The sequence below is a fragment of the uncultured Kordia sp. genome, assembly GCF_947496985.1.
Lineage (GTDB): Bacteria > Bacteroidota > Bacteroidia > Flavobacteriales > Flavobacteriaceae > Kordia.
The window spans coordinates 14158-37207 of sequence record NZ_CANMEZ010000004.1 but is presented as its reverse complement, the minus strand read 5'-3'; the positions used below and the strand labels follow the sequence as shown (position 1 = coordinate 37207).

Sequence of the window (23050 nt, the reverse complement as noted above, 5' to 3'; positions counted from 1 at the left end):
AAGTAATATGATTAGTTCATAATCCTTACCAACAATTCTTTCAACAAATCGCCATTAGACAAATTACTGGCGCCAACACCTTTACTTTTTACGTCCATTTCACGTAAAGTAGCCACAATTCCACTCACTTTTTTCATTGGGTAATTTCGTGCTGCTGCTTGGTATTCTTTTACAAAATACGGATTGATTCGTAATACAGAAGCTACATTTTTAGGGTTTTGATCACGCAAACCATGATATTGTAAAAGTTGCGAGAAGAAATTAAACAACAACGAAACCGTTACCACTGTAGGATTGTCTTTTGGGTTCTCTGAAAAATAGGTGATAATTCGGAATGCTTTTTTCACATCTCTGTCACCAATGGCTTTTCGCAACTCAAAATTGTTATAATCTTTACTAATTCCTATGTTTTCTTCAATGGCTTCGGGTGTAATTTCGCTTCCTATCGGCAAAATTAATTTGAGCTTTTCTAGTTCATTATCAATCTTACTCAAATTCGTACCTAAAAACTCTACCAACATCTGTGCAGCTTTTGGTGTAATTTGATACTTTTTACCTGCCAATACTCTACGAATCCAATCAGCTACTTGATTTTCATATAGTTTTTTGCTTTCATAGATTATACCGCTTTTTTTAGCTGCCTTGTATAATTTCTTGTTTTTAGCAATCTTTTTATACTTGTAACAAATCACTAATACGGTTGTTGGTTGTGGGTTTTCTATATAACCTACCAATTTATCAATGGTTCTCGATAAATCTTGCGCTTCCTTTACAATCACTACTTGTCGTTCCACCATCATTGGATAGCGTTTCGCATTCGCAACAATATCATCTACAGTTACATCACGTCCATACAACACCATTTGATTAAAGCCTTTTTCTTCTTCAGCTAACACCTTTTCTTCAATATATTCAGCAATTTTATCAATATAATAGGCTTCTTCACCCATTAAAAAATAAATAGGTTTGATGTTTCCTTTTTGTATATCAACGACAATCTGTTTTGCTTCTTCCATGTATGTGACAAATGTGGAATTGTATTGGTTTTCGGTGCACGAATCCTTAGTTTTGTGCCTATGGAACCTTTGAATTTTCCAAAATATACATTCCGCTTCAAAAATAGGGAAAATAAAATCTATATTTTTGATGCAATTCGGAAAAAATTTGTCGTCTTAACTCCTGAAGAATGGGTTAGGCAACATACCGTACAGTTTCTTTTGCAAGAAAAAAAGTATCCGATAAGTTTAATGAATGTCGAAAAAGAACTCATATTCAATGGATTAAAGAAACGCTACGATGTCGTTATTTTTAATTCGGACGGAAGTATTTTTTTAGTGGTTGAATGCAAACGAAGTACTATTACCATAAATCAGAAAACGTTTGATCAAATTGCACAATATAACATGATCTTAGAAGCAGAATATTTAATGGTTACAAACGGTTTGAATCATTATTATTGTACGATGGATTATGAAGCAAAACGTTATGATTTTTTAAGGGAAATACCTGATTATAAAAGATAAAAAATGAAGTCAGTAGAAATATTTGAAAACCAAAGAGCATCCAATTATAATACATTTGTAGAAACTTGGATTCCAAATTATCATTATTTTATGAATAATTTGCCCAATATTTTAAATGATACAGAAAATAAAAACTTATTGGTCGTTGGTTGTGGAACAGGTGCTGAAATAGAGCGTTTTACAAATACTTCTACATCATGGAAAGTTACAGGAATTGATCCTTCTCCAGAAATGATTTCACAAGCAATTGAGAAATTTAAAAACGTTGGAAATGTTCAACTTATTGAAGGAACAATAGATGATATCAATAGTGCTGAAAAGTTTGGTGCAGCAACTCTTTTATTAGTACTTCACTTTATAGAAGGCATAGAAGCAAAATTTGACTTATTAAAAAGTATTTCCGCCAAGCTGGAAAGTAATGCTCCTTTTGTATTGCTTGATATTACTGGAACTAAACAACAAATTAAAGAAAACTTAAAAATACTTTCGCATTTATTACCAACTAATCTGGATAAAGAAGATGTTAAAAATCGATTGTATAGAATTGAAAATAAGCTTCATGCTATTTCTGAAGATCAATTAAAAGAAATTATCGTAAAAGCTGGATTTGAAACACCAACACGTTTTTTTCAAAATTCAATTTATATGGGTTGGATTACAAGGAAACGTTAAAAAGATAGCTTCAAATTGTTACATTTACATATTCAATATATTATTAATCTTTCACGCTTTTGAATACAAATAAAATTGCAGTCGTCATTTTAAATTGGAATGGAAAACAGTTATTAGAGCAGTTTTTACCTACTGTGATTGCTTTTTCTAAAGAAGCAACTATATATGTCGCGGATAATGCCTCTAGTGATGAGTCTGTTACGTTTGTGAAAGCAAATTTTACAGACGTAAAGATTATTCAAAATATTGAAAATGGCGGATATGCAAAAGGGTATAATGATGCGTTACCAAAAGTAAAAGAAGAACTCTTTTGTTTGTTGAATTCAGATATTGAGGTGACTGAAAATTGGCTCGCTCCTATGCTATCGGAATTTGAATCGAATCCAGAAACGGCAATTATTCAACCAAAAATTTTAGATTTTAAACAAAAAACACATTTTGAATATGCTGGCGCAGCTGGCGGATTTATTGATAAATACGGTTATCCATATTGCCGTGGACGTATTTTTCACACACTTGAAAAAGATACCAAACAATACAATGATACTTCCGAAATTTTCTGGGCTTCTGGCGCGTGTTTATTTATAAGAAAAACTGTATTTACAGAATTAAATGGTTTGGACGAAGACTTTTTTGCACATCAAGAAGAAATTGATATGTGTTGGCGTGCGTTGAATTTAGGATATAAAATCAAGTACATTCCTAAAAGTGTTGTGTTTCATGTTGGTGGCGCAACGCTGGAAAGTACAAATCCGAAAAAAACCTATTTAAATTTTAGAAATTCATTGTGCATGCTCGCGAAAAATCTTCCGAAAGGAAAACTATTTCCAATCATATTTTCTCGATTAATTCTGGATGGAATTGCGGCACTACAATTTTTAATCAAATTACAGTTTACACACTTTTTGGCAGTCATAAAAGCGCACTTTCATTTTTACGCTCGCTTACCTAAAATGTTAAAGAAACGTCAAAAAACACAACAAAAACAGTACTTTCAACACAACTCAATTATATTTTCATACTTTGTAAAAGGAAAAAAAATCTATTCGGATTTATTATAACTTACATTGTTTGAAAAAAACCATATTCTTCATAACTCTATTTTTGAGTTCACCAGTAGTAGCTCAAAATACTTCTGATGAAAATTTAGATCAATATAATGAGCTTCTCAATTACATTCCAAAAAATCTTACAATTGATACCATTTACAGACCAGATCATAATTTTTTAAAAAAAACATCAAACTCAATTGGAGGTGTAAGCATTTATTATAACTATAAAGCTAATCAGAAACTTTCTGATGATGATAGACAATGGCTTGAACAAAGAATTGAGAAATTGGCTACTGCCCTATTTCATGATGGCGTATATATTTTATTAGGGAAAACTGGAGGCGCTTCTGGTTGTCCAACGAATAAACTCCTTGATACGATTCAATTGAAAATCTTCACTATTACAAAACTAAAATTCTGTTATACCTGTACTATCCCTGATAATTACGAAAAGTTGATTGAAATTTTCAATGCTAAAATGTATGATTTAATGCAACTGAGACCTCCAGATTTCAAAACGCATAGATTTTATGGAACGTATGAAGGTAAAGGCAAGCATCATGTAAGAATCAATTTAGTTTTAACTAAAGATAGAACGTTTAAATTTTGGGAAAACAAAAGTCATCACCGTTCAGATTTCACTCAAGGTTTTTGGGAAAATAGAAATGACACTTTAGTCTTACAGTCTAAAAAATTAAGTCAAGCAGATAGTATTGATTTTAATACAATTAAATTTAAACTAAAAAGAAATAAATTAATTGGTTTAGAACGTGAAAAATGGAAATTAAAAAGGATTGAATAAAATAATTTTATGACTATGAATAACCTTTCTTTAAAAGCATCTGTATTATTTGTTTTTTGTTTAATTATAGGTTGTAAAGACACTAAATTTAAAAGCGAATTCATCTATAATTATCCTACTAGCATTGACATGTCGGCGGTTCAATGTTTTTTGAAAAATCCAATAAACAATTCACAAATGTATGAAAATAGTTATAAGTCAAAATGTGAATTAAGCTTAAATCAAGATTCTTTAAATTTGACAAGTGTTCTTCGTAAATATTATGATTGCACCTATTTTAATAAAGGAAAAGTTATTGCCAAAATTAATTCTTCAGTTTTCAAAACAGATTCTACTTGGACGCTTGGTACAAACGGATATAAATTACATTATTTTGAAACGAGTGAACAAACATTTCCTTTGAAAAAAGAATTAAACATAGGTTCGTCTATTCATGATTTTTTTAAATTATTTGGAAAACCTAAAAGATTAAAAAACAGTTATATATATAACTATAGATTTCAAGAATTTTCTAGTGCATTAGTTTTAGAATTTACACATGAAGTTGTTACAAAAATAACTATTACAAATACGATGTCTCACTAACAGATGTTAAAGTATTTATATAAGAAATTTACAAAACTTTGTAAATTATTTTCTCGCCATTTGTATGATTGTCACCAAATCATTGCTTTTCATTTTTGTTTCTACAAACGCAACAAAATCGTCATTTTCATAATAGTCTGATTGTATAATAACGCCTGTGCGCTTCGATCCGCCTTCTACTTTTTTATATCCTCTTTGTTTTAATTCACTCACAAAGTGTTGTGCATCCATATAGCCACATACATAAGCAATTTCGGAATTATCAATGAATTTAAGTGCTGCTTCTTTATTTTCGTTATACCAAGCTCCAGAAGAACCGTCTTTTCTCCAACCTAATGAAATTTTATTCAAGCCTTTGACCGTTGGTATAAATTCTTCTGTCAAAATAGCTTCCATATCTTCAGGCGTTAAATCGCGTTCTTCTGTGTCTGTAAACTGTCTAATATTATCTTCCTGCGTCAACAATCGCATAATAGAAGGATATTTAGACGAATACACAATATTCACACGTTGATCTTTATAATATCTATTAAACTCACTGTTTCCAACTTCAGTTTTTATTTCTTTCATTTTACCATCTTCTGTGGTAAATCGTACAACAATAGACGAATAGGTTCCTGTTCCTGAACTTGTTGAAATTCCCGAAATAATGATTCCATCAGTTCGCACTTGCGTTTCCGATAAAATTCTATCTTCCACTGCATCAAACCGAGCTGAGAATATAAAAAAGAGCACAATCGCTGGAATAATAGCTACTGCAAAAGCAGCTGTGTAATCTGGATTGAGTTTGTCTTCTACTTCCAATTCAATTTTTTCAGGCTTCCATCTATTCAAATACATAAATGTCATCACAGCAAAAATGATGAATAATAGTACGCCAATAACTGCTAAAATAATAGTGATTCCATAAATATCATATTCTGGAAACACAAACATAAATAGTACAAATGTGAGTATCGTTAATGAAAGAAATGTGGCAAAAATGATTTTATTCTTGGTCGGTAATTTTTGTAATTTTTCTTCCCTTATATTTTTTTTAGCTTCCGCTAGAATTTCCTCTTGCTTTTCTTCTGAAAGTCCTTTACTTCCTAAGTATTTTTTTATTTGGTATGAATATTCATTGCGTTGAATTCGCTTGATTACTTCACTTAAAAGATCTTTTCTTTTCATACTATTTACTATTATTTAATCGGTCTGAGTTTCAAATGAACATAAAAATAGAATGTTATCAAAATAACATTGCCGTAAATTCACGAATTATGGTTTATTACCCGCAACAATAAATAAAATTTTAAAGCGTTATTCATTTCTTAAAATAAAAATTATTGAATAGTTATACATTCATGATTTACAAAGCTAAATCTCCTACTTTCTAGCAAGATTCATGTAATTCATGATTTTTAGTACTCATTAAAACTAGGGCTAACTAAAACGTTATAGGTTTAAAAGTTTGTTAATCCTTGTAAATTCAATATCATTTTTAATATTTTTGAGTTTAATTTTGAAAAAACCGTTTTAATTATAAAAATAAGATTTATGAAGAAGATCCTCTTATTGACAGCAACTATCTCTATATTGCTTTCATCTTGTGTTTCTAAAAAAGAGTTTGCCGATTTGGAGGCAAGACATAAAGAAACCAAAGATTTATTAAATTCTGCAACCGTAAAACTAAATTCATGTTTAGAAGAAAAAGCCTCTTCATCTGCACGTGCTGAAGCTTTACAAGATCAGGTTTCAGATTTAAGAAAGTCTAATAATGACTTAAAAGAAGCAAACCAAGGATTGATTCAAAATACAAAAGAAATGACTGTTTTGACAGCAAAAGGAGCTGACAACCTTGAAAAGTCATTAGAGAGTATGAAAGAAAAGGATTTGAAAATCACACGTTTACAAGATGCTTTAAATAAAAAAGATAGTGTAACGTTGGCAATTGTTTCTAGCTTGAAAAAAGCTGTTGGAATTGACGATCCAGATATTGAAATCAACGTTGAAAAAGGTGTTGTATTTATTTCTATTGCTGACAAATTATTATTTAAAAGTGGAAGCTACAACGTAACTTCAAGAGCAAAAGAAGTTTTAGGAAAAGTTGCGAAAGTAGTAAATAGCAAGCCTGACTTTGAATGTATGGTAGAAGGTCATACAGATAATGTACCTTATAAAAAAGGTGTTTTGATTGACAACTGGGATTTAAGTGTAAAAAGATCTACTTCCATTATTCGTGTATTACAAGAATTGGGTGTAAATCCTGGGCAATTAATTGCAGCTGGAAGAAGTCATTATGTTCCTTTAGTTGAAAATGATACAGCAACAAATAGAGCTACAAACAGACGCACACGTATTGTTGTATTGCCAAAAATTGATCAGTTCTATGACATGATCGAAAAAGAAATGAAAAGTCTTTCCGCAGAAGGAAAATAATATATTGTTTTAGGCATTTTATTGAAAAAGCGCTCTCACTTATGTGAAGCGCTTTTTTTGTTTTCAGTTGAATTGTATTTGCGAGAATTATTTTAAATGTCTTGTGATTTTTGGACTCATTGGTTTTGTAAACGAATAATAATAATCAATCAGTGCTCCTTTTTCGTCAATCACATATTTTTGAAAATTCCATTTTACACTAGAGTTCTTCTTACCATTCAGTTTTTTAGATGTTAACCATTTATATAACGGATGTTGATCTTTCCCTTTTACATTTAGTTTTTCAGTCAATGGAAATTTTACACCAAAGTTGATACTACAAAATTCTTGAATTTCAGCAGCATTGTCAGGTTCTTGTCGTCCAAACTGATTGCATGGAGTACCAATAACAACCAATTCATCTTTGAAAACATCACTTAGGTTTTGCAATTCATTATACTGCTTCGTAAATCCGCATTTTGAAGCTACATTGACAAATACTATTTTCTTTCCTTTAAAATTTGCCAACGACATTGGATTGCCGTTTATATCATTAACTTCAATATCATAAAGAGAGGTATTGCATATTTCTTTAGTAGCATTTGATTTTAGTTTTGCTTTTTCGAGTGTTTTCATAGCTATGTTTTAGGTAGAACGTATTTATCTAAATAGTGATATAGTACAAAAATAAACATTTTTGTTTAACTTAATTAATAAATTGTTAAACAATAAAAATAAGAAACGTGCAATTAGTTATGAATTAAGATTCATTGTTTTTGAAGTATACATGTCTTTTTCTTAAAATCAGATTAAAGTATTATACCTTTATACTTTGCGGATGTTGTATACGATTGTCAGGATCAAGTTGTTTTTTGATTTCTTGTAGTTCTGGAAGGTACTTTCCGTAATATGCTTTTTGCCAATCTTTGAAATTGATATCTGGATAGTTTCTGTAATGCTTACGGATTCCATGATCGTAAAAACGCTGTTGAATTTCTTGAAACGCTGTAACTAAACGTTCTTCTTGTGTTGGTTTTTCCCAATATGATTGTAATTCTGACCAAAACGGTAAATTTCTGTGTGGAAATACCGAACGTTTTTCTAAAGATTTAGAATTCACATTCCCACCAACTGTATTTACTTGATAAATCAAACCGCTGGTTGTAATCACTTTTTTAATGATATCATCAATACATCCTTCAATTTCTGAAAAATCCTTGTACAATCCTGCGCAAGCATTTTTAAAATACAACGGATGTTGTACGCCATAAAATGTTTTTAGAGCTTTTGGTAATGCACGTTTACTTCCAATCGTTCCTTTGTTTGATATCTTTTTTAAAGCATTATATACTTTTAAAACGGCTGCTTCTGCTCTATCGTCATAGTTTGTGATAAGAATTGTCAATGTTTTTCCATTCAATACAAATGCAGAAAAACTCGATTTTGGTAACGTTCCAGCCAATTCAAACCATGTTTTCAATAAATTTTTAGCGCTTGCAGTATCTAATTTATACGATTTACAACGAAATGCTTGAAAGTATTTTGGCGCCTGATAGGTTCTGAATTCCATTTTGGTAATAACGCCAAAGTTACCGTTTCCGCCACCTTTACAGGCTTTTAATATGGCTGATTTGCCTGTTTCCTTATGTACGTTTCCATTTCCATCAACTAATGTAATAGCTTCCAAACTATCACATGTCAAACCATATTTACGACTAAAAAAACCGTAGCCACCACCTAAAGTTAAACCGCCAATTCCTACTGTGGCACACGATCCAGAAGGAATTATGCGCTGTTTTGGCAATAGTTCATTATACAGCTCTTTGAGTACACAACCTGTTTCCACCACAATACTATGATCTGCATTCCATTGCATTTTTTTCATTGCCGAAACGTCAATCACCAAACCATCATTTGTACTTGAAAAACCTTCAAAACTATGTCCGCCGCTTTTTACAACCACTTTTAAATCTTTAAAAATGGAAAATTTCATTGCTGCAACAACACCTTCCGTATTGAAACATTGTGCTATAAACGTTGGAGCTTGCTGAATTCGCTTGTTGAATCGGATTGCTAATTCTTGGTATTCAGCATTTGCTTTTTCGTAAATTTTTATGTTTTCGGGAAGTAATTCGGGCATTTTAGGTGTTGCTACTTCTTCAGTAGCTTTTCCTTTTTGCGCTGTTTTATCATCTGCACATGACCAAATCGTGTAACCGATTCCACCAAGTACAATTAATTTTGAAAAATCTCTACGACTGTATTTAGACATTAGCGATAAATATTTCTTTCGTTTAATGCTTTATGGTATTTGCGGGCATTGATTTCGTGTTGTCTGTTGGTTTTTGCAAAGTTTGAATAGCCTGAGAAATCTTCTTTCGCACAGAAAAAGATATAATCATGTTTTTCATAATTCAACACGGCGTCTATATACTGCTCAGAAGGAATGTAGATGGGTCCTGGTGGCAATCCTGTATTTTTGTAGGTATTATAAGGAGAATCGAGCTCTTTATCTTTGTTTAAAATTCTTTTGATTTCAAAATCGCCTAAAATCCACTTCAACGTCGGATCGGCATCTAAAGGAATCCCTCTTTTCAATCTGTTGACATATACACCAGCTATTTTAGGCGCTTCGTCCATTTTGATGGTTTCACAAAGCACTATGGAAGCTAATGTAGAAACTTCCGCTTGCGACATATTTAACGCTTTGGCTTTGGCTTTTCGTGCTGGTGTCCAAAAACGTTTGTATTCTTTGGCAAGTTTAGCAATTAAGTCATCCGCTGAAATATCCCAATACGCATTGTATGTGTTTGGAATAAACATCGTATTGATTGTTGTCGTATTAAATCCATATTTGCTTGTAAAAGCTTCGTCTGTAACTCTTTTTAAAATGTCATCTGCTGATAATTCAAGATTTACAGCAATTTTTTCCGCAAGTTCTTTCTTTGTTCGTGCGTTATTGAAAGTAACTTGCACTTCTTTTTCTCCATTTCCTTGGCGCAAATCTTCTAAAACTTTACTATAAGCAACATTTTTAGCAAAGCTATATTTTCCAGCTTCTAGTGTACCTTGTTTTAGATTTCTAAATGCAGCATATTCACTAAATTTTTCAGTATCATCAATGATTCCTTTATCTTTTAAATCCTGTATAACTTCTGAAAATACTGCGTCTGTTTTTACAAAAAAGTTCGTTGTTTCTGTAATTGAAGACGTTTTCTTTCCATAGAAATACATGGAAGCTTTTGGATAGACAAAAATTCCTCCAATGATGATTCCGATTAGAATAATAAATCCAATGATTTTTAAATATTTCATGTATTACTTTCGCTTTAATTTAAAAAATAACATCTATATCTCCTTTTCCTTCTCTAATAATTTCTGGTTCATAACCAGATAAATCAATGATTGTAGACGCCACATTATCGCCATAACCACCATCAATAACAATATCAACCAAATTGTCCCACTTTTCCAAAATCAACTCAGGATCCGTTGTATATTCTACAATATCATCTTCATCGTAGATTGATGTAGATACAATTGGATTTCCTAATTCTTGCACTATGGTACGTGCAATAGTATTGTTTGGCACACGAATTCCGACCGTTTTACGCTTTTTGAATACTTTTGGAAGATTGTTATTTCCAGGAAGAATAAACGTGTACGGACCTGGTAATGCCTTTTTGAGAATTTTATACGTTGCTGTATCAATTTGTCGAATGTAATCGCTAATATGGCTTAAATCGTTACAGATGAAAGAGAAATTTGCCTTCTCAAGCTTGATGCCTTTTATTTTTGCGATGCGTTGCAAAGCTTTAGTATTTGTGATATCACAACCCAATCCATATACCGTATCGGTTGGATAAATAACCAATCCGCCATTTCGAAGTACATCAATTACCTTTTTGATTTCTTTCGGATTTGGATTTTCGTTATATAGTTTTATAAATTGAGCCATCGTATATTCACAACTTTGTGACACAAAAGTAATTGATTTTTAGTAATTATATACATTCTTTCCATAAACTAGATTTTACAGTATATATATATGATTTCAATTAAATATAAATCATTGATTATTAAGCCTTTTAACATCATGTATTTGTTGAAAATTTAAGTTAATATTAAGATTTTTGTATACTTTTTTTTAAGATATTGCGTTTGCATTACTATTAAAACCAATCTCATGAAAAAATCATTTTACGCAGGTATTTTAAGTCTTTTCATTTTACTTACCTATGCTTGTTCAGAAGATAATGACACAGTACTTTCGCCAACGCCAACGGATGAAACCACTGTAGAAGCAAAAACGATGCTGAATGTTTCGTATGGCGCTGATAGTGATCAAGTATATGATATTTATTTACCTCAAAATAGAACACTTGCAACCAAAGTGATGATTTTAGTACATGGTGGTGGTTGGACTTCTGGTGATAAATCAGAGATGTCAACGTTTATAGAATTGATGCAAACTGACTTACCTGAATACGCAATTGTGAATATTAATTACCGTTTGGCAAATGACACTACTTCTCCGTTTCCAATGCAATTAGAAGATATTTCGGCTATTATTAATGACTTAAAAACGAAAAACGAAGAATATATTATTTCGGAAGATTATGGTTTTTTAGGTACAAGCGCTGGTGCGCATTTGTCAATGCTTTGGAGTTATGATTATGACACTGAAGCAGATGTAAATATGGTGGCAAGTATTGTAGGACCTACAAATTTAGCAGATCAAGCGTATTTAGATAGTGCTGATCCAGCTATTCAAGCGTATATAGATTTATTAGGAATGGACTTAGTTGTTCCTCTTTTGGAAGGTTTTAGTCCTTTTCATAAAGTAACAGCTTCCGCTCCACCAACAATTTTGTTTTATGGCGGACAAGATCCTTTAATTCCAAATTCGCAAGGAATGGATTTAAGTGATAAACTCACAACTTTAGGAGTTACACATAGTTTTACGTTTTATCCAAATGAAGGACATGGTTGGGTTGGACCAAATGCTGCCGATACGTGGAATAAGTTTAAAACATTTGTTGCAGAGCATCATTAATTGGAATGTTTCTCTTGTTAGGTATTGGTTTTTTGGACGCTTCGCTTTTGGGTTATGGTAGTTATTAAACTTTATGATAAACTATTATGACATATTTTTTATTTCTATATGCTGAAATTACTTTCTTACGTTTTGTAATTATTATAAAATTCTACATTTATAAATCTGCAATTCTTAAAGTTTTCTAAAAATGGTATAAAAATTGATTAAAAACACACAATACTTTAGTCTCAAAAACCGATATTATGAAAACACTAATACCATTCGTGTTATTACTATTTTTTACCACAAATAGTATCGCACAAAAGTCGCCTATCTTAAAAGCAGGCAAAACCCAAGTAGGTCTTTCTTCTTTAGATATTACTGTTGAAATTATTGGAAACAAAGCCACTACAACTTTTGACATGTTGTATTACAATCCTACAAATCAAGTACTAGAAGGTGAATTATCATTTCCGTTAGGAATGAATTCAGAAGTTTCTCGCTTTGCATTAGATGTTAATGGAAAACTAAGAGAAGCCGTTGTAGTTGATAAAGAATTAGGTAGAATTGCTTTTGAAGAAGTTGTTCGCCGTAGAGTTGATCCGGCATTGCTTGAAAAAGGAACTGGAAACAATTACAAAGCGCGTATCTATCCAATTCCTGCCAAAGGATACAAACGTGTTGTATTAGCGTATGAACAGGAACTTATTTATAAGAAAGATGGTTATTATTACGATTTACCATTAGATTTTAAAAACAAATTAGATACATTCAAGCTAGCAGTTACTGTATTTGAACAAGAAAAGATACCTGTAGTTCAAAAAGGACAGGTTTCTGGATTAAAGTTTGAAAACTGGAATCGCAACTTTAGCACTAATATCAGTAAGACAAATTACATTCCAAATAATAACATTTTAATTAAAGTTCCGGCAGCAATTGATACAAAAAAATTATTTATTTCAGATGATTATTTTTACTCGCATATCATTTTAAATCCTAAAAAAATAATTCGTAAAAAAGCAGATGAAATTACCCTATTTTGGGACGCTTCATTTTCTATGAAAGAACGAAATATTCAAAAAGAATTGAAGTTTCTAGAAACATATTTTTCATATCTAGAAAATGTAAAAGTACATTTCAAATCGTTTAGTAATGTGGTTTTAACCGATAAAACATTTGATATTTGCAACGGAAATTGGAGCGGTTTAAAAAACGAAATTGAAAATACAATTTATGATGGAGGAACCAATTATAACATACTGAACTCCAATATTAAAAGATCTGATCTTGTATTATTATTTTCAGATGGAATTCAGTCATTAAGTAATGCAACCTACGATTCAGAAACATCTTTAATTATAGTAAACAGCTTAACGAAATCGAATCATACAAGCTTGACTCAAATGGTAGAAGCTTCCAATGGAAAGTATATCAATTTAAGTACTAAAACTGTAATAGAAGCTTTTTCGGACATTAAATATGAACAATATAAATTCTTAGGTTTTTCGTCAAATTCCAAACAACTTGAAGTATATCCAAATACACCAAAAATTGTTGAAAACACATTCTCCATTACTGGAAGAAATATGCAAAACGATGATAGCATTATTTTAAATTTTGGACATGGTAGTACAACTGAAGAAACCATTATTTTAAACTTCAAAGACGGACAAGCAAATGTTGCTGGAATTCCACGTATGTGGGCACAAAAAAAATTAGCGCATTTACAAAAAAATGTTGAACAACATAAAACTGAAATTGTAAACTTAGCTACAACCTATAGTTTGGTTACCGATTATACTTCATTGATTGTCTTAGAACAAGTAATGGACTATGTACGTTACAAAATTGAGCCGCCAGCAGAGTTATTAGAGGAATACAATAAAATACTTGCAAAAATAGAGAAAAACCCCAATTATAGACCTACTGAAATAGTTCTTACTGAAGATATTGAAGAAGAAATTATCGTTTCTCAGAACTTACAGATGTTACAAGGATCTATTAGTATGTCAGATGGCTATATAAATTCTCAATCTGAAAACTTAAATTTCACCTTACCAGTAGGTACAGAAACTATAGATATTTTTGAAGATGAGGAGGAAATACTTGAAGAAGTTCCATTTACAATTATAGAAAATGCTCCCGTGTTTCCTGGTTGTGAATCAATTGCAAATAAAAGTGAGCAAAAACAATGCTTTTCCAAAAAAGTACAACTACATTTTACTGATAATTTTAATACGACTATTGTTAATGAACTTAATTTACCATCTGGTAGACAGCGTATTTCGACCATGTTTACAATTAATCAAGAAGGCAATGTGGAAGCGATTTTAGTACGATCGTCTCATGAACGTATTTCTGAAGAAGTAAAACGTGTAATAAACTTGCTACCACAAATGATTCCTGGAAAACAACGCGGTCAAAATGTTGAAGTTCGGTATGCATTACCTATCGTTTTTAATGTTGATGCTGAAGGAAATGTGAATTCTCAAAATTCGGAGATACAACAACAGCCACAACCTTCTGCACATGAAACGAAAAAGATACAGACATACAAAGGTTCATTAAAAGTTGCTGATCAAATTGTAAATACACCTTATGTAAAGGAATTACTAGCATTTAAAACGATGGAAGAAGCGTACAGTTTTTATTTGATACAGCGCTCAAAATATAGAAAAACACCAGCATATTATGCTGATGTTTCTAATCTATTTAGAAATCATTTTAATGCTATTGTTTATTCTGATCGAATTTTATCAAATATTGCTGAGACTGACTTTGACAATTACGAATTATTGAAAGTATTTGGCTATCAATTGCAAGCAAACAATCAATATAATTTAGCATTATTTATTTTTAAACGTGTGTTGGAATTACGAACAGAAGACGTACAGTCGTATCGTGATTTAGCTATTGCACACGAAAATGTAGGCGAATGTCAAAAAGCCTTTGATTTATATGAAAGCATTCTTTCTGGTAAGATTTATAAAAATACCAACAGACGTAATTTTCCTGGTTTGAATTCAATTGTTTCACATGAAATCAATTATTTGGTTGAAAAATATAAAGGTGATATAGATACAAGTGCGCTTGATAGCATAAAAGTTGATCCAAAATTTGAAACATTTGATGTACGCGTTGTCGTTGATTGGAATCACAATGATACAGATATCGATTTGTATGTAATTGACCCAAAACTTGAAGAATGTTCATATCAACATACTAAAACAAGAATTGGCGGAAGAATATCAATAGATATGACACAAGGTTTTGGACCAGAAGAATTTACGCTAAAAAAAGCCATCAAAGGCGATTATTTTGTGAAGATAAACTATTACGGAGATCGCTACCAAAAAGTGGAGAATCCAACGTTTATGAAAGTGACTATGTACACATATTACGGAACTGATAAGCAAACCAAAGAAATAAAAATCATTCGTTTAGCAAAATCAAAAGACAAACAGATTATAGCGAAGTTGCAGATTTAATCGAATGTTAGAACGTTTCACTTCCATCTTAGGTAAAAATTCCATTATGAAGAACGAAGCAATCTTTTAAAGCAGATAGCTTCACTAACGTTCATAATGATGTTTTTTTAATATTTTTAAATGCTAAAAACCTATTAAATCTTTCTTAAACTGTCACAAAATTCAAAAACTGTCGTCTATATTGTATCATCATCAATCAAAATAATATGCGAAAATCTATCATAACCGTCATCGCATTCTTTCTCTGTTGTGTTCATTTATTGGCCAATGAGGAAGATACTTCGGTTGAAATTCTGTTTCCAGAAGCAGAGTTTTTGAATCATTATACTGCGCGAATTCCTTTTAAAGTTGTAGATCAACTTATTGTTGTAGAAGCTGAATTTCTTAATCAAAAAGGTGATTTCATCATTGATACAGGTTCAGAAACCTTAATTCTAAATAAAAATCATTTCCCGAAAGGGCAACGATTGACTAAGAAAAAAGCTAAAACGACTGGCATTACACGTATTATTGATCAACCATATGAACGAAAGTTGAGCGAATTCATTCTATCCACGTTTAGTCTAAAAAATAAAAAGTCTGATGTGATTGATTTATCACATATTGAACAAAGCAAAAAAATGCATTTATTGGGTATTATTGGGTATAATATTCTGAAAGATTATGAAATTTTCATTGATTTATATCTGAATCAAATTACGCTTAGTAAAGTTGATAAACATGGTAATAAATATGACGATAAAGTATACGCAGAAACGATTACAGATAGTTTAGATTTTGATTTAAAAAAACATACGATTGTTGTTTCTGGGACGATTAACAAACGAAAAGTTAGATTTGCTTTAGACACTGGCGCAGAATTTAATCAACTTAATAAAAATAGTCATCGAAAGATATTGGAACAGTTTCGTCCAATGCGTATCTTATCACTTGTCGGCGCTGGAAACAGAAAAATTAAGGTTTTGGCAGGAAAATTGTATAATTTCAGAATGAGTGAAACGCAAGGTGTTGGACCAATGTACACCGTTGTTACAAATTTGCGTAAAATGCGAGAAGCTTATGGAACTTCAGTTGATGGCGTTTTAGGCTACGAATTTTTAAAATACAAGCGTACGATTATCAATTATCAAAAACAAAAACTATATTTCATTAAATCACCTATATTTAGACCTTGAAAAATAGCATACAACATATTATTCTTTACTTCCTATTTTGCGTAACAGCTAGTGTTTTTGCTCAGCAAGAAACGACAAAAGGCTATCGTATTGAAGGTGATGAAGTCGTTTTTACGTTTGATAAACGTGACTATTTTGAAGTTACTGATGATGTTAGTCAAGAACGCATTCCTATTGGAAATGTATCAGCTAACATACAAAATGTAGCGGTTTCGGGTCAATTCAATAATTGGGTAAAAGACAAATGGATCATGACGAGAATTAACGAAAATCGTTATGAATTCAGAAAAAAAGTAGCTGATTTTGATGATGAATTTTCTTGGGAATTTAAATTTGTAATCAATGAAAATTATTGGGCTGAGCCAGAAGAAAATACTCCTAATATAGCTTCCGCGAAAGATAAATATGGAAAAAATTTACAAGTTTACAATCTAAAAATGTATTCCGCTTTTGCTTCGGAAGAAGGAAATACTTCTTTTTATTTAAAAGGATATGAAGATGCTGAAAAAGTAATTGTTGCTGGTTCGTTTAACAAATGGAATGAACAGCTATTTCAAATGACAAAAGTAGACAATGGCTGGTATATTACACTGCAATTACGACCAGGAATTTACGAATATAAATTCATTATTGATGGCATGTGGATTAGTGATGAAGCGAATCCAAACAAGAAACGAAACGAATTTGATCAATTCAATTCGCTTGTGGAAGTAAAAGCATATTATACCTTTAAACTTCGTGGTCATAAGAATGCTAAAAAAGTATTACTATCCGGAACTTTTAATAATTGGTCAGAAGATGGTTTCAAAATGATCAAAACGGATTACGGTTGGAAGTTCACCATACTCCTATCAGGTGGAAAACATCAATACAAATTTATTGTAGACAACCAATGGATTCTTGATCCTTCAAATCCTGTCAAAGAGTACGATTACAAAGGAAATGTCAATTCCGTTTGTATGGTACGGTAATTTGGGTTTTAAGTTTTAGTAAATTATAAAAACCGACCATTTAAACATCTCTAATTTCTATTGTTAAAGAAACTTTTCTACACTTAATATTTGAAATTATTCTTAAAAAAATTTGCGTAACCAAATAGTTACATTTACATTTGTAACCGATTAGTTACATAAATTATGAGAAGAGATGTTTTTCAGGCAATAGCCGATCCAATTCGAAGAGATATTATAGAAATGCTTGCAAAAGATACGTTGTCAATCAACGCAGTTGCTGATGAGTTTGATATCAGTCGACCAGCAATTTCAAAGCATTTAAAAATTTTAGAAGAATGTGATGTCATTTCCATAGAAAAGCAAGGCAGAGAGCGCTTCTGCACGATTCAACCAAAGCAACTAATTCCAGCATTTTTGTGGATTGATCAATACAAACAATTGTGGGAAGATAAGCTTGATAATTTTGAGAACTATTTACATCAATTACAATCTAAAAACAAAAAACATGAGTAATTTAGACAATCGTACCATTACAATAGAGAGAACGTTTAATGCACCCTTAGCATTGGTTTGGGAAGCTTGGACACAACCTGAACATATTGCATCTTGGTGGGCACCAAATGGCGCAAAGTTAGACATTGTAGAACATAATTTTACTGTAGGCGGAAAGTGGAAATTTAGCATGCCAATGCCAAATGGAAATCAATTTATCTCTGAAGGAATTTATACTGAAATTGTAGCGCAAGAAAAGATCGTATTTACTGCCGATTTTAAACCTATGACTGAAAATGTTGAGATTCATGTACTTTTTAAAGCTGATGGTGATAAAACAAATTTTACTTTCCATTGTGTACACGAAACGGAAGAGTATTGCCGTCAACAAGAGAAAATGGGGATTTACAATGGTTGGGGAAGTGCTTTTGATCGATTAGAAACATTTATAAATTCTTAAAAACTATTTTATCTTTTTATTTATATCTTGTTAGAACATTCAAACAAACTTTATCATGCGCATAAAATTAGTGCTTACTGTTGTGTTTAGTTTTTTTATGTTGGCTGGATACAGTCAAGATGGAGATGTAGCTAAAAAAGGACAAAATGTTTCTGACTTCGTTTTTAATATAGAAAATAATAAAAAGATTCAACTCTCAGATTATAAAGGAAAAGTCGTTTTTATAAACTTTTTTGCCAATTGGTGTCCACCGTGTAAATTAGAAATGCCATATCTGGAAAAAGATGTTTGGTTAAAACACAAAGACAATAAAAACTTTGTCATGCTCGCGTTTGGTCGTGGTGATGATTTAGCAAAAGTGCAACAATTTCAAAAAGATTTTAAAGTGACTTTTCCTATGTATCCTGATACTTCTAAAGCTATTTACAACAATTTTGCTACCAAGTATACTCCTAGAAATTATATTATAAAAGATGGTAAAATTATATATGCTTCTACAGGATTTACAAAATCCGAATTTGATAAAATGGTTGCATTATTAGATAAATTATTGAAAAAATAATAAATATGAATCTAGCTTCCTTCAAAGAAAAGTTACAAGCAAAATCTATTTTTTATTCTGATTCAGTTCTTATCGAAGATATGCCTTCTGTGGTTGGTTATGACAAGCAATTCCGGTGGAGTTGGATGGCAACACAATTAAATACTTTTATCATTGCATCTGATTGTAGCGGTACACTCATTACCAAACCATTTTTAGAAGCGCATTTAAAGTCATCATTTATGTATTCTAAAGTCGAATACAATGGTTGGCCGAGAGGTTTACAAGCGGCTACAGCTGTAATTAGTATTTTGATTGCTGATAACATTACTGAAGAAGCCAAAACCTATTGTAAAAAACTACAATCTGGTAAAAAATGGGCTGGTTTTACCATTCCCGTTGTAATTGACAGTAATACAAAAGAAATGTTCTTCTTTCACAGAAGACCTATGTGGGGACGAATTTACTTTCCTTATTTTGCCGAAATAATTATGGAATTGACTTCTAAATAAATACAATTTTTTCATTAAGAACTTATAGAAAAGTTATTCTATTAACTTTCTTATTATCTTTTGTAACAATATCTAGTTTAAAATTGAGATGTTTAGACAATCTATCTATTAAATCAGTCAATATTAATTCTTTTGAACCTTTACTTTTAGACATTACTGATACATCAAAACTAATATCTTCTGGTAAATTGCCTTCCCATATAAAAGCATTAAAATTTCCAAGTTCATTGTACATAATTTCAATAACACTTTGATACCAAATATTTTGCATCTTTAATAGAAAGCCATTATTGTACTCCATTTTTAATGACTTACTTTTTGTATTATCACTTTTAATAAATTCTAAATCATAATTGAGGTCATCATATTGATTCATTTTTTGTAGGGTAACACTTTGTTTTATAGTGTAGTTTATTCCCGATTCTACAATGATTGTATCCGTTTTCAAAAATGTATCTATAAATTCTTCTGTAAGATCTTTCGGGTTTCCTCTCCATCGAATTTTTCGATTTGCATCAATTAAAATTGTTGCCGGAATTGCACCTATTTCTAAAGAATTTGTAAGCTGTTTTTGTGCATCCATAACGACAAAAGAAGAAAATGTGTGATTTTTCATTACATCTTCTATCTTTTCTTTTGAATCATATGAGTTTACAGATAGAAAAGTAATTTTGTCACTATACTTTTTTGATAAAGAATTTACATGAGGTAATACTTCTAAACATGGAGCACACCAACTTGCCCAAAATTCTAATATTATCGGCTTATTTTTCAATGTATTTTTAGCTACATCTGTATCAAACCAATATGTGAAATTTAGTTCTGGTGCAGTTTTTAATTCATTTGACGATTGCGCTATTGCACATTTAGAAATAAAAATTGCTATCAAAATTATATAAACTCTCATATACTACTTTTAGGAGTTATAGTTCAAGCCTAATTGTAATTGAAGTATATTAAGAAAGCACTTTCAACTTTGCAAAACGTAATAATAATTTCTTAATTCCTCCAACTTGAAATTTAATTTCAGCTTTTTTATCGCCACCAACGCCTTCTATTCGTAGAATTTCTCCACGACCAAATCGTGTGTGTTCTACTTTTGTTCCAGGTGTTAAATCTCCGTCAAATAAACTTGGACTTGGTGTTGAACTTTCTGATGTTTGCGGTTTTAACTTGCGCAATTTACGCACTTGTTCAGGCGTTGGACTTCCCACAACTGGTGGTCTCCCCGATTTTGGTTTTTGTAAACGCAACTTACTTTTGTCTACTTCTCCAAAAATATCTTTATCTACCAAAGGTTTGAAACGATACGTATCAATTGGTGTAATATAATCTAGATATTTATCATCAATTTCTTCTATAAAACGACTTGGTTCCGCATCAACCAGTTTTCCCCAACGATAACGACTTTGCGTGTATGTTAAATATGCTTGCTTTTCTGCTCGTGTTAACGCAACATAAAACAAACGACGTTCTTCTTCTAATTCGCTTCGTGTATTCATACTCATTCCCGAAGGAAACAAGTCTTCTTCCATTCCCACAATATACACATATGGAAACTCCAATCCTTTTGCTAAATGAATCGTCATCAAGGCAACTCTGTCATCATCTCCTTTGTCATTATCCATATCAGTTGCCAGCGCAACATCTTCTAAAAATTCTGCCAAAGCACCTGTTGCATCCGCAACTTCTATTTGTCCTTCCACAAAATCTTTGATACCATTCAGTAATTCTTCAATATTTTCAATTCGTGCAATTCCTTCTGGCGTTCCATCTTTTTTAAGTTCTTGAACTAAACCAGTTTTTTTGGTAATGTGTCCAGTTAATTCAAATGCATTTGCACCTTCATTCATAATTTGAAAACTTCGAATCATCGTGACAAAGTTTTCTAATTTCGTTTTTGTTCCGCTATTTATTTTTAGATCGATTTTGGAAATATTTTCCATCACTTCAAACATAGAACGTCCGTAATGCTTAGCAGCAACAACTAGTTTATCAATTGTTGTTTGCCCTATTCCACGAGCTGGATAGTTGATTACACGTTTGAGGCTTTCTTCATCTTTTGGGTTTACCACTAAGCGTAAATATGCCAAGACATCCTTAATTTCTTTACGTTGGTAAAATGATAAACCTCCGTAGATTCGGTATGGAATATCACGTTTACGCAAGGCATCTTCCATTGCTCTGGATTGTGCATTGGTACGATATAGAATAGCAAATTCACCATTGTGTAATTGCTCACGCATTTTAATTTCGAAGATAGAGCCTGCTACAAAACGACCTTCTTCTCCATCGGTAACACTTCGGTTTACTTTTATCTTTCCGCCAGGATCATTAGCTGTCCAAACAACTTTATCTAATCTTGTTTTGTTGTGTTCTATAACGGAGTTTGCTGCTTCTACGATGTTTTTTGTAGAACGATAATTTTGTTCCAAACGATACATTACAGCATTATCATAATCTTTCTGAAAATTTAAGATATTGTTGATGTTTGCACCACGAAATGCATAAATACTTTGTGAATCATCTCCTACCACACAAATGTTCTGAAAACGATCTGCCAAAGCTTTTACGATTAAATATTGTGAATGGTTTGTATCTTGGTACTCATCTACCAATATATAACGGAAACGATCTTGATATTTTGCTAATACATCTGGAAAACGATTCAATAATTCATTGGTTCTCAATAATAAATCATCAAAATCCATTGCGCCTGCTTTGAAACAACGATCTACATATTCTTTGTAAATCTCACCCATTCTTGGACGTTTTGCCATTGCATCAGCTTCTACTAAATCAGCATCATTATAATAGGCTCTAACCGTAATTAAATTATTCTTAAACGAAGAGATACGCGATCTAACTTGCTTATATTTATAAACATCTTTATCCAACTGCATTTCCTTGATAATAGAACGAATAAGACGTTCAGAATCTTGCGTATCATAAATGGTAAAGTTGCTTGGATACCCAAGTTTATCAGCTTCAAAACGCAAAATTTTGGCAAAGATTGAATGGAATGTTCCCATCCATAAGTTTTTTGCTTCACTTCCACCCACAATATCAGCAATACGCTTTTTCATTTCACGTGCTGCTTTGTTGGTAAATGTCAACGATAATATATTAAACGCGTCAATTCCTTGACTCATTAAATACGCAATTCGATACGTAAGTACTCTTGTTTTTCCTGAACCTGCACCAGCTATTACCATTAACGCTCCATCTTTGTGAAGTGTTGGCGCTCGTTGCGCGTCATTTAGCTGATCTATATAGTGATGAATGTCTTGCTGCATAATTGCATCAAAAATAAAACACTCAACTCGCTATTACAATATCTTTATACGAAAGTTATGCACT

General features: G+C 31.6%; 22 protein-coding genes. 14 read left to right on the top strand and 8 right to left on the bottom strand.

The annotated features are described in order from the left end of the window. Positions 1-11: 11 nt before the first annotated feature. A complete protein-coding gene (holA, locus tag Q0828_RS11345; RefSeq protein WP_298420667.1) occupies positions 12-1016 on the bottom strand; it encodes a DNA polymerase III subunit delta in 1005 nt (334 codons plus the stop codon). A gap of 60 nt (positions 1017-1076) precedes the next feature. Between holA and Q0828_RS11340 the strand changes: the two genes are divergently transcribed. From Q0828_RS11340 to Q0828_RS11320, 5 genes are read left to right on the top strand one after another with little or no spacing between them, the layout of a single operon-like run. After that, positions 1077-1523 carry a type I restriction enzyme HsdR N-terminal domain-containing protein gene (locus Q0828_RS11340; RefSeq protein ID WP_298420665.1) on the top strand — a complete coding sequence of 149 codons (447 nt, stop codon included), beginning with the start codon at positions 1077-1079 and terminating at the stop codon, positions 1521-1523. A 3-nt stretch (positions 1524-1526) separates the two neighbouring features. Then, a complete protein-coding gene (locus Q0828_RS11335; protein ID WP_298420663.1) occupies positions 1527-2195 on the top strand; it encodes a class I SAM-dependent methyltransferase in 669 nt (222 codons plus the stop codon). Positions 2196-2254: 59 nt separating this feature from the next. Continuing rightward, a complete protein-coding gene (locus Q0828_RS11330; protein ID WP_298420661.1) occupies positions 2255-3256 on the top strand; it encodes a glycosyltransferase family 2 protein in 1002 nt (333 codons plus the stop codon). Between the two features lie 43 nt (positions 3257-3299). Then, complete coding sequence (locus Q0828_RS11325; protein ID WP_298420659.1) at positions 3300-4049, top strand: hypothetical protein; 750 nt, start codon at positions 3300-3302, stop codon at positions 4047-4049. Positions 4050-4064: 15 nt separating this feature from the next. Then, entirely contained in the window at positions 4065-4634 is a 570-nt protein-coding gene (locus Q0828_RS11320) for a hypothetical protein (protein ID WP_298420657.1), read from the top strand. A 45-nt stretch (positions 4635-4679) separates the two neighbouring features. Here the strand turns inward: Q0828_RS11320 and Q0828_RS11315 are convergent, their stop codons facing one another. After that, positions 4680-5804, bottom strand: a complete 1125-nt coding sequence (locus tag Q0828_RS11315; protein ID WP_298420655.1) for a hypothetical protein — start codon at positions 5802-5804, stop codon at positions 4680-4682. A gap of 366 nt (positions 5805-6170) precedes the next feature. Here Q0828_RS11315 and Q0828_RS11310 point away from each other — a divergent pair, with 366 nt between their 5' ends. Continuing rightward, positions 6171-7052 carry an OmpA family protein gene (locus Q0828_RS11310; RefSeq protein ID WP_298420653.1) on the top strand — a complete coding sequence of 294 codons (882 nt, stop codon included), beginning with the start codon at positions 6171-6173 and terminating at the stop codon, positions 7050-7052. Between the two features lie 87 nt (positions 7053-7139). Here the strand turns inward: Q0828_RS11310 and Q0828_RS11305 are convergent, their stop codons facing one another. The 4 genes from Q0828_RS11305 to Q0828_RS11290 all read right to left on the bottom strand — a co-directional run bounded on the left by Q0828_RS11305 (position 7140) and on the right by Q0828_RS11290 (position 10989). Further along, on the bottom strand, positions 7140-7667 hold the full coding sequence (locus Q0828_RS11305; protein ID WP_298420650.1) for a glutathione peroxidase: 528 nt from the start codon (positions 7665-7667) through the stop codon (positions 7140-7142). Positions 7668-7848: 181 nt separating this feature from the next. Then, complete coding sequence (locus Q0828_RS11300) at positions 7849-9303, bottom strand: FAD-binding oxidoreductase (protein ID WP_298420648.1); 1455 nt, start codon at positions 9301-9303, stop codon at positions 7849-7851. Then, positions 9303-10346, bottom strand: coding sequence for an endolytic transglycosylase MltG (mltG, locus tag Q0828_RS11295; protein ID WP_298420646.1), 1044 nt, complete (start codon positions 10344-10346; stop codon positions 9303-9305). The genes Q0828_RS11300 and mltG overlap by 1 nt, the downstream gene beginning before the upstream one ends. 19 nt (positions 10347-10365) lie before the next feature. Further along, the gene (locus tag Q0828_RS11290; protein ID WP_298421984.1) at positions 10366-10989 is read right to left on the bottom strand and encodes an L-threonylcarbamoyladenylate synthase; all 624 of its coding nucleotides are present in this window, start codon (positions 10987-10989) and stop codon (positions 10366-10368) included. Between the two features lie 228 nt (positions 10990-11217). Here Q0828_RS11290 and Q0828_RS11285 point away from each other — a divergent pair, with 228 nt between their 5' ends. From Q0828_RS11285 to Q0828_RS11250, 8 genes are all read left to right on the top strand, one after another. Beyond that, entirely contained in the window at positions 11218-12087 is an 870-nt protein-coding gene (locus Q0828_RS11285) for an alpha/beta hydrolase (RefSeq protein ID WP_298420644.1), read from the top strand. A gap of 245 nt (positions 12088-12332) precedes the next feature. Beyond that, on the top strand, positions 12333-15557 hold the full coding sequence (locus Q0828_RS11280) for a VIT domain-containing protein (RefSeq protein ID WP_298420642.1): 3225 nt from the start codon (positions 12333-12335) through the stop codon (positions 15555-15557). A gap of 206 nt (positions 15558-15763) precedes the next feature. After that, complete coding sequence (locus Q0828_RS11275) at positions 15764-16732, top strand: hypothetical protein (protein WP_298420641.1); 969 nt, start codon at positions 15764-15766, stop codon at positions 16730-16732. Next, positions 16729-17703: a glycogen-binding domain-containing protein gene (locus tag Q0828_RS11270; RefSeq protein ID WP_298420639.1), complete on the top strand. Its 975-nt coding sequence runs from the start codon at positions 16729-16731 to the stop codon at positions 17701-17703. The genes Q0828_RS11275 and Q0828_RS11270 overlap by 4 nt, the downstream gene beginning before the upstream one ends. Positions 17704-17868: 165 nt before the next feature. Next, positions 17869-18198 (top strand): metalloregulator ArsR/SmtB family transcription factor, encoded by a 330-nt coding sequence (locus Q0828_RS11265; RefSeq protein ID WP_298420637.1) that lies wholly within the window; start codon positions 17869-17871, stop codon positions 18196-18198. Continuing rightward, positions 18191-18637, top strand: coding sequence for an SRPBCC domain-containing protein (locus Q0828_RS11260; protein ID WP_298420634.1), 447 nt, complete (start codon positions 18191-18193; stop codon positions 18635-18637). The genes Q0828_RS11265 and Q0828_RS11260 overlap by 8 nt, the downstream gene beginning before the upstream one ends. Positions 18638-18692: 55 nt before the next feature. Next, positions 18693-19199 carry a TlpA disulfide reductase family protein gene (locus Q0828_RS11255; protein ID WP_298420632.1) on the top strand — a complete coding sequence of 169 codons (507 nt, stop codon included), beginning with the start codon at positions 18693-18695 and terminating at the stop codon, positions 19197-19199. Positions 19200-19204: 5 nt separating this feature from the next. Then, positions 19205-19690 carry a hypothetical protein gene (locus tag Q0828_RS11250; protein ID WP_298420630.1) on the top strand — a complete coding sequence of 162 codons (486 nt, stop codon included), beginning with the start codon at positions 19205-19207 and terminating at the stop codon, positions 19688-19690. 22 nt (positions 19691-19712) lie between these two features. On the opposite strand, the gene Q0828_RS11245 is transcribed toward Q0828_RS11250, so the two are convergent. Then, positions 19713-20597, bottom strand: a complete 885-nt coding sequence (locus Q0828_RS11245; RefSeq protein ID WP_298420628.1) for a TlpA disulfide reductase family protein — start codon at positions 20595-20597, stop codon at positions 19713-19715. Positions 20598-20646: 49 nt separating this feature from the next. After that, positions 20647-22986: a UvrD-helicase domain-containing protein gene (locus Q0828_RS11240; protein WP_298420626.1), complete on the bottom strand. Its 2340-nt coding sequence runs from the start codon at positions 22984-22986 to the stop codon at positions 20647-20649. Positions 22987-23050: the final 64 nt, after the last annotated feature.